The following is a 14441-nucleotide window of genomic DNA, read 5'->3' on the forward strand; positions in this document are numbered from 1 at the left end:
GCGAATCATAGGCTGACTATGGTTCACAAACTCTTAGCAGCCTATGAAGCGCGCTCGCGTCCCCCGCAAGTAGTAATGTTATTGATAACATTATTGTGGCCAAGGTTTGGCCTCATTCACGGCGCAGCCGCGCGTTTGTGCACTACAAATTGCGGCCCATGTTGAGGAATTTCTGCCGACGCTCGTTGCGAAGCTGCTCGCCGGTGCGGTTGGAAAGCTCGCCCAGAGCTTTGGCAATGACATCACCGGTCGTGGCGATCACGCTGTCCGGATCGCGATGCGCGCCGCCGAGCGGCTCGCTGATGACGCCGTCGATGATGCCGAGCGCCTTCAGGTCCTCGGACGTGATCTTCATGTTGGTGGCGGCTTCCTTGGCGCGGGCGGAATCGCGCCAGAGGATCGAGGCTGCACCTTCCGGCGAGATGACGCTGTAGATCGCATGCTCCAGCATGTAGACGCGGTTGCCGGTGGCGATCGCGATCGCGCCGCCCGAGCCGCCTTCGCCGATGACGACGGAAACGATCGGTACCTTCACAGAGAGACACATTTCCGTCGAGCGGGCGATGGCTTCGGCCTGGCCACGCTCTTCGGCGCCGACGCCCGGATAGGCGCCTGCCGTGTCAACGAGCGTGATAACAGGAAGGCCGAAGCGGTCAGCCATCTCGAGAACGCGGATCGCCTTGCGATAGCCTTCGGGGCGGGCGCTGCCGAAATTGTGCTTCAGGCGGCTCTTCGTGTCGTTGCCCTTTTCCTGGCCGAGAACGGCGACGGGCTGGCCGCGGAAGCGGGCAAGGCCTGCCTGGATTGCGGCATCTTCGGAGAACTTGCGGTCGCCGGCAAGCGGCGTGAATTCCTGAAACAGCGTCTTGGCATAGTCGACGAAATGCGGTCGCTGCGGATGGCGCGCAACCTGCGTCTTCTGCCAGGCGTTGAGCTTCGAGTAGATGTCGACCATCGCTTCGCGAACGCGAACTTCGAGCCTGCCGATTTCATCTGACGTGTCGATGCTCTCGTCTTCCGTGGCGAGCTTCTTCAGTTCGATGATCTTGCCTTCGAGGTCGGAGATCGGCTTTTCGAAGTCGAGATAGTTGTGCATGAGGTGCGTTTCCGTTCCTTTGCCGGGGCTAGTTTGATGAGCTCGCCCTTTGTCGCCGGTCCTATTCCTGCTTTTTGTCCTGTTTGGCAAGGGGGTGGTGCGTTTGGACCAGTTGTTGAAGCCGTTCCTCCAACACATGCGTATAGATTTGCGTGGTTGAAATGTCCGAGTGGCCGAGCAGTTCCTGAACGACGCGAAGATCCGCGCCATTGGCGAGAAGATGACTTGCAAATGCATGCCGCATGACATGCGGCGAGATCATAGATGGGGTAAGACCTGCCCGGATCGCAAGATTTTTCAAATCACGCGCGAAAACCTGACGCGGCAGATAGCCCTCCTTGGACGCTGCGGGAAACAGCCAAGGGCTTTCCTGCAGCACTTTGGCGGCGTCGTTTTCAGCGGCGAGCATACGGCCGTAGAGCTTGAGCGCCACGATCGCCGACTGCGATAGCGGCACAAGCCGTTCCTTGTTGCCCTTGCCGCGGATCATCAGGAAGCGTCCGTCCTGGTCGAGCACGCGGGCCGGAAGCGAGACGAGTTCGCTGACGCGCATCCCCGTTGCGTAGAGCAGTTCGAGCAGGGCCAGCATGCGAAGGCGCTGCAACTGTCCGGGCGCGGAATCCTGCGCTTCGGTTTCCGCCTGCTCGAGCAACCGGCCAACTTCGTCGACCCCCATCGTTTTCGGCAGAGCCCGGCCTTTCTTCGGCGCATCGAGAACGCCGGTCGGATCGTCGGTGCGCAGACCCTCGGCGTAAAGGAACTTATAAAACTGGCGCATTGCCGCCAGTCGCCGCGCCTGCGAGGAAGGCTTGAAGCCTTGGGCGGCAAGGGAAGACAGGTAGGCCGAAAGATCGGCCGACGCCGCCTCCAGCAGGCGCACTCCCTTGCCGTTCAGGAAACCGTGCAGATCGTCAAGATCCCGCTCATAGGAAGAGAGTGTATTGGCCGCAGCGCCCCGCTCCGCGCTCATCATTTCCAGAAAGGCTTCGACGTGAACCCAGCCGAGATCCTTCATTGTCTCACTTCTTGGACGGGTTGATGGCGCCGGTGGCCGGAGGATTGACCCGCTCGGACGGAAGGCGGATCGTCACGTCGCGCTCCTGTGGCTCGACAAAAGCAACCAATGCCCACATCGTTCCGTATATCGCACCGGCGATGATCGCCAATATGGCGAGAAAACGGAACAGACTTGGCATTCAGCGACTCCATGGCTCTGCTTCTTTATGAAGAAGCATGTTTGCAAGTGCAAGAAGGTGCATTTGAACCACGTTTCCCTTGCCCGCGACTTGACGCTACACCTGCATTTGTCGATACCGTTCGCAAACAAAGTGTGAATGGACCAATGAGCGACCCAGTTCTGACCGTTGCCGAAAGCTTGAAAGACAGGGCTCGTGCTGCGCTCGGTTCTCGTAACCTGATCCTCGTCGGATTGATGGGCGCGGGCAAGTCCTCCGTCGGCCGGATCGTCGCGCATCAGCTCGGCATCCCTTTCGTCGATAGCGACGCCGAGATCGAGAGGGTCTCCCGCATGTCCATCGGTGAGCTCTTCGCCGCCTATGGCGAAGATGAATTCCGGGCGCTCGAAACCCGCGTCATGAAACGCCTGTTGAAGAATGGTCCGCGGGTGGTCTCCACCGGCGGCGGCGCCTTCATCAACGACCGGACGCGCAAGCATATCAAGAAGGGCGGCGTCTCCGTCTGGCTGAAGGCCGACCTCGACGTTCTCTGGGAGCGGGTCAACAAGCGTGACACGCGGCCGTTGCTCAAGACCGAGAATCCCAAGCAGACCCTCGAAAACTTGATGAATGCGCGTTATCCGATCTACGAGCTCGCCGACCTCACCGTCCTCTCGCGCGATGTGCGCAAGGAACTGATGGCGGAAGAAGTACTCAAAGCCGTGATCGACGCCCGAACCGAAAGTGCAGCCTGATGAATGCTGATGCCTCCGCCTCCGAACGCAAGGTTCACGTACCGCTCGGAGAGCGCGCCTACGATATCCTGATCGGGCCGGGCCTGATCGCACGCGCCGGTACTGAGATCGCCTCGCGCCTGAAGGGCCGCAAGGCGGCTGTCATCACCGACGCACATGTGGCGCCGCTCTATCTGGATGCGCTGGTTCAAAGCCTCGAGGCGGCGGGCATCGCGTCTGCCACCCTCGTGCTTCCGGCGGGCGAGAAGACCAAGAGCTTCGAGCACCTGATGACCGTTTGCGACAAGGTCCTCGAAGCGCGGATCGAGCGCAACGACTACGTGATCGCCCTTGGCGGCGGCGTTATCGGCGACCTCACGGGCTTTGCGGCGGGCATCGTGCGCCGCGGCGTGCGTTTCGTGCAGGTTCCGACCTCGCTGCTGTCGCAGGTCGATTCCTCGGTCGGCGGCAAGACGGGTATCAACAGCCGCCACGGCAAGAACCTGATCGGCGTTTTTCATCAGCCGGATCTGGTGCTCGCCGATACCGATGTCCTGAATTCGCTGAGCGCTCGCGAGTTTCGCGCCGGCTACGCCGAGGTCGCGAAATACGGACTGATCGACAAGCCTGATTTCTTCTCCTGGCTGGAAGCCAACTGGCAGGCAGTCTTTGCCGGCGGTGCCGCGCGCATCGAGGCGATTGCCACCAGCTGTCAGGCAAAGTCGGATGTCGTCGTTGCCGACGAGCGCGAAACTGGACAACGCGCCCTCCTCAATCTCGGCCACACCTTCGGCCACGCGCTGGAGGCTGCGACCGCCTATGACAGCGCTCGCCTCGTTCATGGCGAAGGTGTTTCGATCGGCATGGTTCTGGCGCACGAGTTCTCGGCGCGCATGAACCTGGCAAGCACGGATGACGCCCGCCGTGTCGAAACCCACCTGAAGGCCGTCGGCCTGCCCACCCGCATGTCGGAAATTCCGGGAGCGCTGCCGCCGGCCGAAATGCTGATGGACACGATTGCCCAGGACAAGAAGGTGAAGGGCGGCAAGCTGACCTTCATCCTGACCCGCGGCATCGGGCAGTCCTTCGTCGCCGATGACGTACCTGCGTCGGAAGTGCTGAGCTTCCTCAAGGAGAAACACCCGCGATGACCCTCGACGGCACGTTGGCATTTTTTTCCGCATACTGGCCGGAAATTGTCTCTATCGTGGCCCTCGTCCTCATGTCGGCGTTCTTCTCCGGCTCGGAGACCGCGCTGACCGCCGTCTCCCGCAGCCGCATCCACACGCTCGAAGCCAACGGCGAGCAACGTGCGGGGATCGTGCGTCAGCTTATCGAACGCCGCGACCGACTGATCGGCGCGCTGCTCATCGGCAACAACCTCGCCAACATCCTGTCCTCGTCGCTGGCGACCAGCCTGTTTCTTGGCGTCTTCGGCAATTCCGGCGTGGCGCTCGCCACCTTGGCGATGACCGTCATCCTGGTCATCTTCGCCGAAGTGCTGCCGAAGAGCTGGGCGATTTCCACCCCCGATCGGTTTGCGCTGAACACGGCTCCTGCAGTCAAGATGTTTGTCGCCGTCGTCGGTCCGGTTTCGTCCTTTGTGAATGCGATCGTTCGCCGGATATTGTCGCTCTTCGGCATCAATCTCTCGCGCGAAGTCTCGATGCTCTCCGCGCACGAAGAACTGCGCGGCGCCGTCGATCTGCTGCATCGCGAAGGATCGGTGGTGAAGGCGGACCGCGACCGTCTGGGCGGCGTCCTTGATCTCGGCGAACTCGAGCTCTCCGACATCATGGTCCACCGCACCGCGATGCGGGCGATCAATGCCGACGATCCGCCTGAGGTCGTCGTACGGACAATCCTTGAAAGCCCCTTTACCCGCATGCCGCTCTGGCGTGGCACGACGGATAATATTATTGGCGTTGTTCATGCGAAGGATCTTCTGAGGGCGCTTGCCGAGCCGAATGTCGAGCCGGAGAATCTCGACATTTCGAAGATCGCCCAGAAGCCCTGGTTTGTGCCCGATAGCACCAGCCTCGAGAACCAGCTCAACGCCTTCCTGCGCCGCAAGCAGCACTTTGCCGTCGTCGTCGACGAATATGGCGAGGTGCAGGGCATCGTGACGTTGGAGGACATTCTGGAAGAGATTGTCGGCGATATTTCCGACGAGCACGATATCGAGATGCAGGGCGTGCGCCAGGAGGCCGACGGCTCGATCGTCGTCGACGGAACGGTGCCGATCCGCGATCTCAACCGGGCGCTCGACTGGCACCTGCCGGATGAGGAGGCGACGACGATCGCTGGTCTGGTCATCCACGAATCCATGACCATTCCGGAAGAGCGCCAGGCCTTCACCTTTCATGGAAAGCGCTTCATCGTCATGAAGCGCGAGAAGAACCGTATCACCAGGCTTCGTATCCGCTCGGCCGAGGAGGACGGGGCGAAGCCGGCCTGACCTTCGCCGATCTGGCCGAGGGGGCCGGCGGCACATTTTTGATGGGATTTCACATGCTTGATATTATCTGGCGCTCTGTGATCATCGGTATCGGCGCGACCGCGCTCATGGATATCTGGACCGTGCTCTACGGCGTCACGTCTGGTGGCGGGCTGCCGAATTGGGCGCCGGCCGGGCGCTGGTTCAGGGAAGTGGCCAAGGGCCGCGTCTTTCACGACGACATCAATGCCGCCGAACCCTATCGGCACGAGCGGGCGCTCGGCTGGATTGGCCATTATGCCGTCGGCATTATCTACGGTCTGCTGCTGGTGCTGATCGTCGGCTCCGCCTGGCTCGATACGCCGACTTTCCTGCCTGCCTGGATCTTCGCCATCGTCACCGTCGGCGCCGGCTGGTTCCTGATGCAGCCGGGCATGGGGCTCGGAGTGGCGGCCTCCAAGACGCCCAATCCGAACAAGGTGCGCGTTCTCAATCTCGTTGCGCATACCTTCTTTGCGCTCGGGCTCTACGGCACGGCGCTTCTCATCCGCTAAGTCTTTGCGGCGCTCTTGGGAGAGCGCCGCCCAGTTCCTATATTCACGCAGCCGCCTACCAGCGCACCGGCTCCCCAGGGGCTGCGGGTTCGACGGCGAGTGCATGCAATCCGGCATCCAGTTCTGGCTTCAGAAGCTCCGTGATCGCACGGTGCCGCGCCAGTCGCGGCATGCCGGCAAACTTGGCGGATACGATGCGCACCCGGATATGGGTCTCGCCGGTGCCCGTCATGTCAGGCTGATGGCCCGCATGAAGATGGCTTTCGTTGATGACGCTGAGGCGCTCCGGCGCGAACGCGGCGGTCAGCTTTTCTTCGATGCGGGTCTGCAGTGTCATGGTCTCGTTGCTTTGCGAAAAAGGTTCCCACCAAGCCAGCAACATTCCGGTTTGTCAATTCTTGTTGTCGCCTCTTCGCAGGCCCATAATTAGCGCCGTCATGAGACTCGATTCCAAATATTTCGACCGCATCCGCACCCGCCGCAAACGCGAGCAGGAAACCGAACAGGCACCCCCTGCCTGTCAGTGGGATGGCTGCGACAAAAAAGGCGTGCATCGCGCTCCCGTCGGACGCAATGCCGAGGGACAGTTCTTCCTGTTCTGCTTCGAGCACGTCAAGGAATACAACAAGGGCTACAACTACTTCTCCGGCCTTTCCGACGGCGAGATTGCGCGCTACCAGAAGGAAGCGATAACAGGGCATCGCCCGACCTGGACGGTCGGCGTCAACAAGGCCGCCAAGAACAGCCCGCTGCATTCCGATATGCGCTCGGGCTCCTACCGGGTGCGCGATCCCTTCGGCTTCGTCAATGGCACCAAGGGGAGCGGCCCGCGCTTTCCCGAGCAGCGCAAGCTGAAAAGCCTGGAAGCCAAGGCCTTCGACACGATGGGGCTTGATGCCAGCGCCACCTCCTCTGAGATCAAGAGCCGCTACAAGGAACTGGTCAAGAAGCACCATCCCGACGCCAATGGCGGCGACCGCGGCTCGGAGGAACGCTTCCGCGCCGTCATCCAGGCCTATCAATTATTGAAGCAGAACGGTTTTTGTTAATTCCCGTCCTTGCTCTTGGTCTTCAATCAGGTATGGTCCCAAATCGGCTGAGGCTGCAGGCAACCGCGGCATAAGTTTCTGCGTTTGTCCCACAGGCGCCTCGGCCACTTCCGGGCGCGGCGTTTCTTGTCCGGGACTTTGTTCAAGAATGCTCGCTAGCGGTAGATTATCGCCCCCGAGGTTTCGTTTCAGTCCCGGAGAAGCATCGCCGACGTTCCGACATGAACGAGCGCGGGGTAAACTGCGGCGTCATGGTTGCGAAATGGGCTGAGACAGTATGGCCGGGTGTCGGGCACCCGCCTTGGAGACATGATGAGCAAGATTGACCTTGATATTTCGGAGCTTCCGGACACCACCGTTTCGGTCAGGGAGGTCTTTGGTATCGATTCCGACATTCGCGTGCCGGCCTACAGCCAGGGCAGCGCCTATGTTCCGGACCTCGACCCCGACTATCTCTTCGACCGCGAGACGACGCTCGCCATTCTTGCCGGCTTCGCCCATAACCGACGCGTGATGATTTCAGGCTATCACGGCACGGGTAAGTCCTCGCACATCGAACAGGTCGCCGCCCGCCTCAACTGGCCCTGCGTGCGTATCAACCTCGACAGCCATGTCAGCCGTATCGACCTCGTCGGCAAGGACGCAATCGTGCTCAAGGACGGCCTGCAGGTCACCGAATTCAAGGACGGCATCCTGCCCTGGGCATACCAGCACAATGTCGCGCTCGTCTTTGACGAATACGATGCCGGCCGCCCTGACGTCATGTTCGTCATCCAGCGCGTGCTGGAATCGTCCGGCCGCCTGACGCTGCTCGACCAGAGCCGTGTCATCCGTCCTCACCCAGCCTTCCGCCTGTTTGCGACGGCAAACACGATTGGTCTTGGTGACACGACCGGCCTCTATCACGGCACGCAGCAGATCAACCAGGCGCAGATGGACCGCTGGTCGATCGTCACCACACTGAACTACCTGCCGCACGACCATGAAGTGAACATCGTCGCTTCAAAGGTGAAGAGCTTCGGGAAGAACAAGGAAGGTCGCGATCTTGTCTCCAAGATGGTGCGCGTCGCCGATCTGACCCGTGCTTCCTTCATGAACGGTGACCTGTCGACCGTCATGAGCCCGCGTACGGTTATCACCTGGGCCGAGAATGCCGAGATTTTCGGTGACATCGCCTTCGCTTTCCGCACCACCTTCCTCAACAAGTGCGACGAGCTGGAGCGTCCGTTGGTTGCCGAGCATTACCAGCGCGCCTTCGGCGTCGAGCTGAAGGAAAGCGCCGCCAACATCGTCCTGGAGGCCTAAGGCCAACCGATCATGGCTGCTCGCGGTGACAATTCGAAAGCAAAGCCCGGCTCGCCTGTCGACGTCGAGCCGTTGCGCCGGGCGATAACCGGCAGTGTGCGCGCGATCGCCGGCGACGGCGACGTCGAGGTGACCTTCGCCAATGAACGCCCTGGAATGACGGCCGAAAGGATCCGTCTGCCGGAGCTTTCCAAGCGCCCGACCATGCGTGAGCTGGCGATTACGCGCGGTCTCGGCGACTCGATGGCGCTGCGGCTCGCATGCCACGACGACAAGGTTCATGCGACGATGGCCCCGCAAGGCTCCGACGCGCGGGCAATCTTCGACGCCGTCGAGCAGGCGCGCGTGGAATCGATCGGTGCTCTGCGGATGGAAGGCGTGGCCACGAATCTCCGGACGATGACCGACGAGAAATACTCCAAGGCGAATTTCTCCGGCATCGAGCGGCAGGAAGACGCGCCGATCGGCGAAGCGATGGCCATGATGGTGCGTGAGAAGCTGACGGGCGAGAAGCCGCCAGCCTCCGCCGGCAAAGTGCTCGATCTCTGGCGCTCGTTCATCGAGGAGAAGGCTGGGTCCGACCTCGACGACCTTCCCTCCGTCATCGGCGACCAGCAGGCCTTTTCCAAGGTGATCCGCCACATGCTCTCCGCCATGGAAATGGCGGAAGAGTACGGTGACGACGACAGTCAGCCAGAGTCCGACGATGAATCGGAGCAGGAAGACCAGCCGAACGGCGACGAGCAGGATCAGGACGAGGTCGATGACGATGCGGGTTCGGATGCCGCGCCCGTAGAGGACAGCGAGGTCGCCGACGAGCAGATGGAGGACGGCGAGACCGAAGGCGCCGAGATCTCCGACGACGACATGCAGGAAGAAGGCGAGGAAGATTCCGAGACGCCGGGCGAGACCCGCCGTCCGAACACGCCCTTCGACGACTTCAACGAGAAGGTGGACTACCACGTCTTCACCGAGGAGTTCGACGAGACGATTACCGCCGAAGAGCTTTGCGACGCGGCCGAGCTCGAGCGCCTGCGGGCCTTCCTCGACAAGCAGCTTGCGCACCTGCAGGGCGCGGTCGGTCGACTGGCCAACCGCCTGCAACGCCGCCTGATGGCGCAGCAGAACCGTTCCTGGGATTTCGATCTCGAGGAAGGCTATCTCGACCCGGCACGCCTAACGCGCATGATCATCGACCCGATGCAGGCGCTCTCCTTCAAGATGGAGCGCGACACGCAGTTCCGCGATACGGTGGTGACGCTTCTGATCGACAACTCGGGCTCGATGCGCGGCCGTCCGATCACGGTTGCCGCCACCTGCGCCGATATCCTGGCCCGCACGCTGGAGCGTTGCGGCGTCAAGGTCGAGATCCTGGGCTTCACGACGAAGGCCTGGAAGGGGGGACAGGCGCGCGAGAAGTGGCTTGCCAGCGGCAAGCCGCAGACGCCGGGCCGTCTCAACGATCTGCGGCATATCATCTACAAGTCGGCCGACGCGCCCTGGCGTCGCGCGCGGCCCAATCTCGGCCTGATGATGCGCGAAGGGTTGCTCAAGGAGAACATCGACGGCGAAGCGCTTATGTGGGCGCATAACCGCCTGATCGGCCGCCGTGAGCAGCGCAAGATCCTGATGATGATCTCCGACGGTGCGCCGGTGGATGACTCGACGCTGTCGGTCAATCCGGGCAACTACCTGGAGCGACATCTGCGTGCCGTCATCGACCGGATTGAGACGCGCTCACCGGTAGAGCTGCTGGCAATCGGCATCGGCCATGACGTGACGCGCTATTACAGGCGCGCCGTAACGATCGTCGATGCTGACGAGCTGGCCGGTGCCATGACCGAGCAGCTTGCGTCGCTGTTTGAAGATAAGACCGCCCAGCCGCGGGGCGGTCGCCTCCGCCGCGCCGGTTGACCGCGAAAGGACGCTTTCTGGATGCTCCGGAAGCCCTTCGCCAGCCTGATGTCAATTGCTTTCGGGCTGGCGGCTCTCATGTCGTCGGCGCTTGCCGAGGGCGACGTCGAGGTCCGCAGTCGCGTCATCACCGAATTCAAGATCGGCTCCGATGAGATCAAGTTCGGCTCGCTCGAGTTTCTCGGCGGGCTGGAAATGGTCTCGCCGCAGCGACTGTTCGGCTCTCTGTCGTCGATCCGGTTTCGATCGGACAAGACGCATTTCGTCGGCGTGCTGGACACCGGTCACTGGATGACGGGCCATATCGAACGCGATCCGCAGGGACGCCTGTCGGGTCTCGCCGAAGTCGCCATCACGCCGATTAAGAACCGCGTGGGGCGCAGCTTCGAAGGCAAGGGGTATATGGATGCCGAGGGCCTGACGCTGCATGGCGACCGGATCCTCGTTTCCTTCGAGCAGGATCATCGCGTCGATGTCTATCCCGATCCGGGTTTCGAGACATCGCGTGCGATCGATGCCCTTCCGATTCCCTTTCCCAAGAAATCGCTGCGGGGGAATCGCGGCTTCGAGACGATCGCCGTTGCGCCCGTCGACAGCGTTCTGAAAGGGGGCACATTGATCGTCGCGGAACGCAGCCTGGATGCCGACGGGAATGCCTATGCAGCGATCTTGGACGGGCCGCAGAAGGGACGCCTGTCGCTCGCTCACTATGGCGATTTCGACGCGACGGACGGAGCCTTCCTGCCGAATGGTGATCTCCTGCTCCTGGAGCGCCGTTTCAACATGGCGGAAGGTATCGGAATGCGCATTCGCCGCATCAAGGCGGCCGACATCCGCCCGAGCGTCGTCATGGACGGCGAGATATTGCTGCAGGGCGACTTCAGCTACCAGATCGACAATATGGAAGGTCTGGATGCCTTCGCAGCCGAAGACGGCACCACGCATGTAGTGATCGTCTCCGATGACAATCACTCCATCCTGCAGCGAAATCTGATGCTGGAGTTCCGGTTGGTGGAACCGCGAGCCGGCGACACGGCTCGCTTACAGAATTGAAACCTGGCATCAGTCGCCGATCACTGGAAGCAGCGTAGCCGCAGAATAGCCAATCGTTCAGCGAGTTTCCGTGTGCTCGAACGCAAAACGGCGGAGCATCGGCTCCGTCGTCCGTCCGAGATAGTGGCTTCGGCTTTTTAGTTGGCGGGTGCGGCCTGCATCGGGCGCAGCACGTTCATCAGTGCGCCATAGGGCAGCAGCATCACGAGGCCGACGATCATTTTTACCGAGAAATCGCCAATCGCCCAGGAAATCCAGCGCGGTGCTGCAGCGGAAAAGACGCCGAGGATTGGCGCCGATTCAAGCGCGAAGGGATCGTTCGGGCCGAGGAAGACGAAGAAGGCCGCAAAGGCGAAGGAGAAGAAAATCACCGTGTCCAGCATCGACCCGATGAGCGAACCGACGAGCGGTGCGCGCCACCAGGCCTGCCGGCGCAGGCGGTTGAAGACCGAGATATCGAGCAACTGCCCAGCGAGGTAGGCCGAGCCGGAGGCGATCGCGATACGCGGAACCGAGGTATAGAAGGACAGCGTCACGCCAACGACGAAGCCGGCGAAGACAACCTTGCGGGCAGCCCGCGGGCCGAACTGGCGGTTGGTCAGATCGGTGATTAGGAAGGCGACCGGATAGGTAAAGGCGCCCCAGGTCAGGATGTCGGCCAGGTTGATGCCGGCGAGCTCGGCATGCAGCGGGAACTGGACGAGGAAGTTCGAGGCGACGACGACCAGCGTCATCAGTGCGACATAGATCAGCGTAGAGCGAGTCGTCAGCATTTTTTTATCCTGGGGTATGCCACCAGTTCGAGGAACAATCGGCAAAGCAAAAGGCTTGTCCGGATATTATCCGTGCAAGCCTTTTGAAGCCGTATGAAGAAGAAGCGGTCGAAGCTTACGCAGCAGCAGCTTCGGCAGTCTTCTTGACGATCTGGCGACGCAGCAGACGAGCGCGCATCGACAGTTCATTTTCGCTTGCCTTCAGCAGGAAGGCATCGAGACCGCCGCGATGCTCGACGGAACGAAGAGCAGCAGCCGAAACGCGAAGACGATAACGCTGGCCGAGCGCGTCGGAGATCAGCGTAACTTGGCACAGGTTCGGGAGGAACCGGCGCTTGGTCTTGTTGTTGGCATGGCTGACATTGTTACCAGTCAGGACTGCCTTGCCGGTCAATTCGCACATGCGGGACATGGAACACCTATTCTTGTTTTTCTCGGCCATCGGTTGCAGACCCGCGCAAAATCGGGCTACCAATCCAACAGGCCATGATTGGAAAGTTGCGGTTCTATAGTCAGACAGGCCGCGTGCGTCAAGCCAAACCTTGGCGTTTCCCGCAATTCTGTCAAAAAGCTTGTGTTTGCTTCGTCGTGACTCAGGCGTATAGACCGTGATGAACGGCTTTACCAGCCGCTTGAATAAGGTTCATTTCATGGCTCATCTGGGCAAACGCATTTTTGTTTCCGGGGTCGCGGCGCTGATGGCCATTCCGGCCAGCGCGAGCGAGATCGTGCATCGGACGGAATACAGGGTCTCGCTCGGTATTCTGACGATTGCGCGCGCCGCTTTCCTGACGAAGATCGAGGACGACAAGAGCTACCAGGTGTCGGGTGACATCAGCTCGGCCGGCCTTGCCGATCTCGTTACCAATATCTCCGCCAAGACGAGCGTCGACGGCGTTCTGCGCGGCGACCGACTGCAGGCGTCCCGCTACTATCTCTACTACAAGAGCGGCAAGCGCGCCCGGACATACGAGGTGCGCTACAGCAACGGCAATATCACCTCGACGACGGTGAAGCCGCCCCGAAAGCCTCCGAACAACTGGGTCAACGTACCGGCAAGCGACATGCGCTCGGTCCTCGATCCGATCTCGGGTCTGATCTTCCCCGCAGATGCCAATGTCTGCGCGCAGAAGCTGCCGATTTATGACGGCGAGATGCGCATGGATCTCGTGCTCTCGCCGAAGGGTGCCCAGAATTTCTCGACCACGGGTTTCAACGGCAAGGCGACCGTCTGCAGTGTGCGGTTCGTCCCTCGCTCCGGCTACAAGAAGGGGCGGAAGGATATCGATTATCTGAGCAAGAGCAGCCGGATGGAAATCTGGTTTGCCAAGTCAGACGCGGCAAATGTATATGCTCCTGTTTATGTTCGTATTCCGACGCAATACGGACCGGTGACGATCACCGCTGTAAAGTACGGTGCAAGCTGACGGAGCAGGGGCCTCCGTGAAGGGGGACAGGTGAAGCTTCGGGCGACGCTAATCGGCTTTACGGCCATTCTCATGTGGTCGATCCTGGCGCTGTTGACAGCTGCATCAGGCACCATGCCGCCGTTCCAGCTATCGGCTATCTGCTTTGCCATCGGCAGCATTCCCGGCATCGTCGTGCTGCTCCTCAATCGTTCGCGCCTGGCGCTGCTCAAGCAGCCGGCCAAGGTCTGGGTGACAGGGATCGCCGGCCTGTTCGGGTATCATTTCCTCTATTTCACGGCCATCAGAAACGCCCCGGCCATCGAAGCCGGGCTGATTGCCTATCTCTGGCCGCTCTTGATCGTCGTCGGATCGGCGCTGCTGCCGGGCGAACGACTGCGCTGGTATCATGTGGCTGGGGCGTTGGCCGGTCTCTGCGGCACCTTCCTGATCGTCGGACGCAACGGCATCAATTTCGATGGCGCCTATGCTGTCGGCTATGGAGCGGCTTTCCTCTGCGCCTTCACATGGTCGGGCTATTCGCTGCTGACACGGCGGTTCGATGCGGTCTCGACCGACGTCGTCACCGGCTTCTGCATCGCGACCTCGATCCTGTCGCTCATTTGCCATCTCGGGCTCGAGACAACCGTCTGGCCGGAAACGGCGTTGCAGTGGATCGCGGTGGTTAGCCTCGGGCTCTTTCCTGTGGGAGCGGCTTTTTATGCGTGGGACTACGGTGTCAAGAACGGCGATATCCAGATCCTGGGTGCCGCAAGCTATGCCGCGCCGCTTCTCTCGACGCTCAACCTCACGCTGTTCGGCTTTGCCGAGCCGAGCTGGCGGATCGCCCTCGCCTGCGTGCTCGTGACAGGCGGTGCCGTGCTTGCGGCAAACGAGATGTTTCGCCGCAAGGCCACGATGGTTGAGCAAGGCGGAATAGCCTAG

The 14441-nt window shown here is 61.1% G+C and carries 16 protein-coding genes; 10 read left to right on the top strand and 6 right to left on the bottom strand.

Annotation, left to right across the window (positions count from 1 at the left end; translation table 11 throughout):
- Positions 1 to 142 precede the first annotated feature (142 nt).
- From IB244_RS04940 to IB244_RS04950, 3 genes are all read right to left on the bottom strand, one after another.
- On the bottom strand, positions 143 to 1096 hold the full coding sequence (locus IB244_RS04940) for an acetyl-CoA carboxylase carboxyltransferase subunit alpha (RefSeq protein WP_018857756.1): 954 nt from the start codon (positions 1094 to 1096) through the stop codon (positions 143 to 145).
- A gap of 61 nt (positions 1097 to 1157) precedes the next feature.
- Positions 1158 to 2111, bottom strand: coding sequence for a site-specific tyrosine recombinase XerD (gene xerD / locus IB244_RS04945; RefSeq protein WP_018857757.1), 954 nt, complete (start codon positions 2109 to 2111; stop codon positions 1158 to 1160).
- Positions 2112 to 2115: 4 nt separating this feature from the next.
- Positions 2116 to 2292, bottom strand: a complete 177-nt coding sequence (locus IB244_RS04950) for a hypothetical protein (protein ID WP_018857758.1) — start codon at positions 2290 to 2292, stop codon at positions 2116 to 2118.
- 146 nt (positions 2293 to 2438) lie between these two features.
- On the opposite strand from IB244_RS04950, the gene IB244_RS04955 reads away from it, so the two are divergent.
- Genes IB244_RS04955 through IB244_RS04970 form a run of 4 tightly spaced genes read left to right on the top strand, consistent with a single transcriptional unit; the run spans position 2439 to position 5996 of the window.
- The gene (locus tag IB244_RS04955; RefSeq protein ID WP_018857759.1) at positions 2439 to 3026 is read left to right on the top strand and encodes a shikimate kinase; all 588 of its coding nucleotides are present in this window, start codon (positions 2439 to 2441) and stop codon (positions 3024 to 3026) included.
- A complete protein-coding gene (gene aroB / locus IB244_RS04960) occupies positions 3026 to 4156 on the top strand; it encodes a 3-dehydroquinate synthase (RefSeq protein WP_112667914.1) in 1131 nt (376 codons plus the stop codon). Before IB244_RS04955 ends, aroB begins: the two co-directional genes overlap by 1 nt.
- Positions 4153 to 5463, top strand: coding sequence for an HlyC/CorC family transporter (locus IB244_RS04965; RefSeq protein WP_018857761.1), 1311 nt, complete (start codon positions 4153 to 4155; stop codon positions 5461 to 5463). Before aroB ends, IB244_RS04965 begins: the two co-directional genes overlap by 4 nt.
- 53 nt (positions 5464 to 5516) lie before the next feature.
- Entirely contained in the window at positions 5517 to 5996 is a 480-nt protein-coding gene (locus tag IB244_RS04970; RefSeq protein ID WP_026371843.1) for a DUF2938 domain-containing protein, read from the top strand.
- A 55-nt stretch (positions 5997 to 6051) separates the two neighbouring features.
- On the opposite strand, the gene IB244_RS04975 is transcribed toward IB244_RS04970, so the two are convergent.
- On the bottom strand, positions 6052 to 6333 hold the full coding sequence (locus tag IB244_RS04975; protein WP_026371844.1) for a BolA family protein: 282 nt from the start codon (positions 6331 to 6333) through the stop codon (positions 6052 to 6054).
- Positions 6334 to 6433: 100 nt separating this feature from the next.
- Here IB244_RS04975 and IB244_RS04980 point away from each other — a divergent pair, with 100 nt between their 5' ends.
- From IB244_RS04980 to IB244_RS04995, 4 genes are all read left to right on the top strand, one after another.
- Positions 6434 to 7045, top strand: a complete 612-nt coding sequence (locus tag IB244_RS04980) for a J domain-containing protein (protein WP_018857764.1) — start codon at positions 6434 to 6436, stop codon at positions 7043 to 7045.
- A gap of 312 nt (positions 7046 to 7357) precedes the next feature.
- Positions 7358 to 8350: a cobaltochelatase subunit CobS gene (gene cobS, locus IB244_RS04985; protein WP_018857765.1), complete on the top strand. Its 993-nt coding sequence runs from the start codon at positions 7358 to 7360 to the stop codon at positions 8348 to 8350.
- Positions 8351 to 8362: 12 nt separating this feature from the next.
- Positions 8363 to 10264, top strand: a complete 1902-nt coding sequence (gene cobT, locus IB244_RS04990; protein ID WP_018857766.1) for a cobaltochelatase subunit CobT — start codon at positions 8363 to 8365, stop codon at positions 10262 to 10264.
- 21 nt (positions 10265 to 10285) lie between these two features.
- Complete coding sequence (locus IB244_RS04995; RefSeq protein WP_192303264.1) at positions 10286 to 11317, top strand: esterase-like activity of phytase family protein; 1032 nt, start codon at positions 10286 to 10288, stop codon at positions 11315 to 11317.
- A 137-nt stretch (positions 11318 to 11454) separates the two neighbouring features.
- Here the strand turns inward: IB244_RS04995 and IB244_RS05000 are convergent, their stop codons facing one another.
- Positions 11455 to 12090, bottom strand: a complete 636-nt coding sequence (locus IB244_RS05000; RefSeq protein ID WP_113470279.1) for a queuosine precursor transporter — start codon at positions 12088 to 12090, stop codon at positions 11455 to 11457.
- Between the two features lie 115 nt (positions 12091 to 12205).
- A complete protein-coding gene (gene rpmB / locus IB244_RS05005) occupies positions 12206 to 12502 on the bottom strand; it encodes a 50S ribosomal protein L28 (RefSeq protein WP_024316182.1) in 297 nt (98 codons plus the stop codon).
- 238 nt (positions 12503 to 12740) lie between these two features.
- On the opposite strand from rpmB, the gene IB244_RS05010 reads away from it, so the two are divergent.
- Positions 12741 to 13517, top strand: coding sequence for a DUF3108 domain-containing protein (locus IB244_RS05010; protein WP_113470299.1), 777 nt, complete (start codon positions 12741 to 12743; stop codon positions 13515 to 13517).
- A gap of 30 nt (positions 13518 to 13547) precedes the next feature.
- Complete coding sequence (locus IB244_RS05015; RefSeq protein ID WP_192303266.1) at positions 13548 to 14441, top strand: DMT family transporter; 894 nt, start codon at positions 13548 to 13550, stop codon at positions 14439 to 14441.

The organism is Rhizobium sp. RHZ02, from assembly GCF_014851575.1.
Taxonomy (GTDB): Bacteria; Pseudomonadota; Alphaproteobacteria; order Rhizobiales; family Rhizobiaceae; genus Rhizobium; species Rhizobium altiplani.

Coding starts and splice junctions, on each gene's coding strand:
- IB244_RS04940 (WP_018857756.1), bottom strand. CDS start 1,096: ATGCACAACTATCTCGACTTCGAAAAGCCGATCTCCGACCTCGAAGGC.
- xerD (WP_018857757.1), bottom strand. CDS start 2,111: ATGAAGGATCTCGGCTGGGTTCACGTCGAAGCCTTTCTGGAAATGATG.
- IB244_RS04950 (WP_018857758.1), bottom strand. CDS start 2,292: ATGCCAAGTCTGTTCCGTTTTCTCGCCATATTGGCGATCATCGCCGGT.
- IB244_RS04955 (WP_018857759.1), top strand. CDS start 2,439: ATGAGCGACCCAGTTCTGACCGTTGCCGAAAGCTTGAAAGACAGGGCT.
- aroB (WP_112667914.1), top strand. CDS start 3,026: ATGAATGCTGATGCCTCCGCCTCCGAACGCAAGGTTCACGTACCGCTC.
- IB244_RS04965 (WP_018857761.1), top strand. CDS start 4,153: ATGACCCTCGACGGCACGTTGGCATTTTTTTCCGCATACTGGCCGGAA.
- IB244_RS04970 (WP_026371843.1), top strand. CDS start 5,517: ATGCTTGATATTATCTGGCGCTCTGTGATCATCGGTATCGGCGCGACC.
- IB244_RS04975 (WP_026371844.1), bottom strand. CDS start 6,333: ATGACACTGCAGACCCGCATCGAAGAAAAGCTGACCGCCGCGTTCGCG.
- IB244_RS04980 (WP_018857764.1), top strand. CDS start 6,434: ATGAGACTCGATTCCAAATATTTCGACCGCATCCGCACCCGCCGCAAA.
- cobS (WP_018857765.1), top strand. CDS start 7,358: ATGAGCAAGATTGACCTTGATATTTCGGAGCTTCCGGACACCACCGTT.
- cobT (WP_018857766.1), top strand. CDS start 8,363: ATGGCTGCTCGCGGTGACAATTCGAAAGCAAAGCCCGGCTCGCCTGTC.
- IB244_RS04995 (WP_192303264.1), top strand. CDS start 10,286: ATGCTCCGGAAGCCCTTCGCCAGCCTGATGTCAATTGCTTTCGGGCTG.
- IB244_RS05000 (WP_113470279.1), bottom strand. CDS start 12,090: ATGCTGACGACTCGCTCTACGCTGATCTATGTCGCACTGATGACGCTG.
- rpmB (WP_024316182.1), bottom strand. CDS start 12,502: ATGTCCCGCATGTGCGAATTGACCGGCAAGGCAGTCCTGACTGGTAAC.
- IB244_RS05010 (WP_113470299.1), top strand. CDS start 12,741: ATGGCTCATCTGGGCAAACGCATTTTTGTTTCCGGGGTCGCGGCGCTG.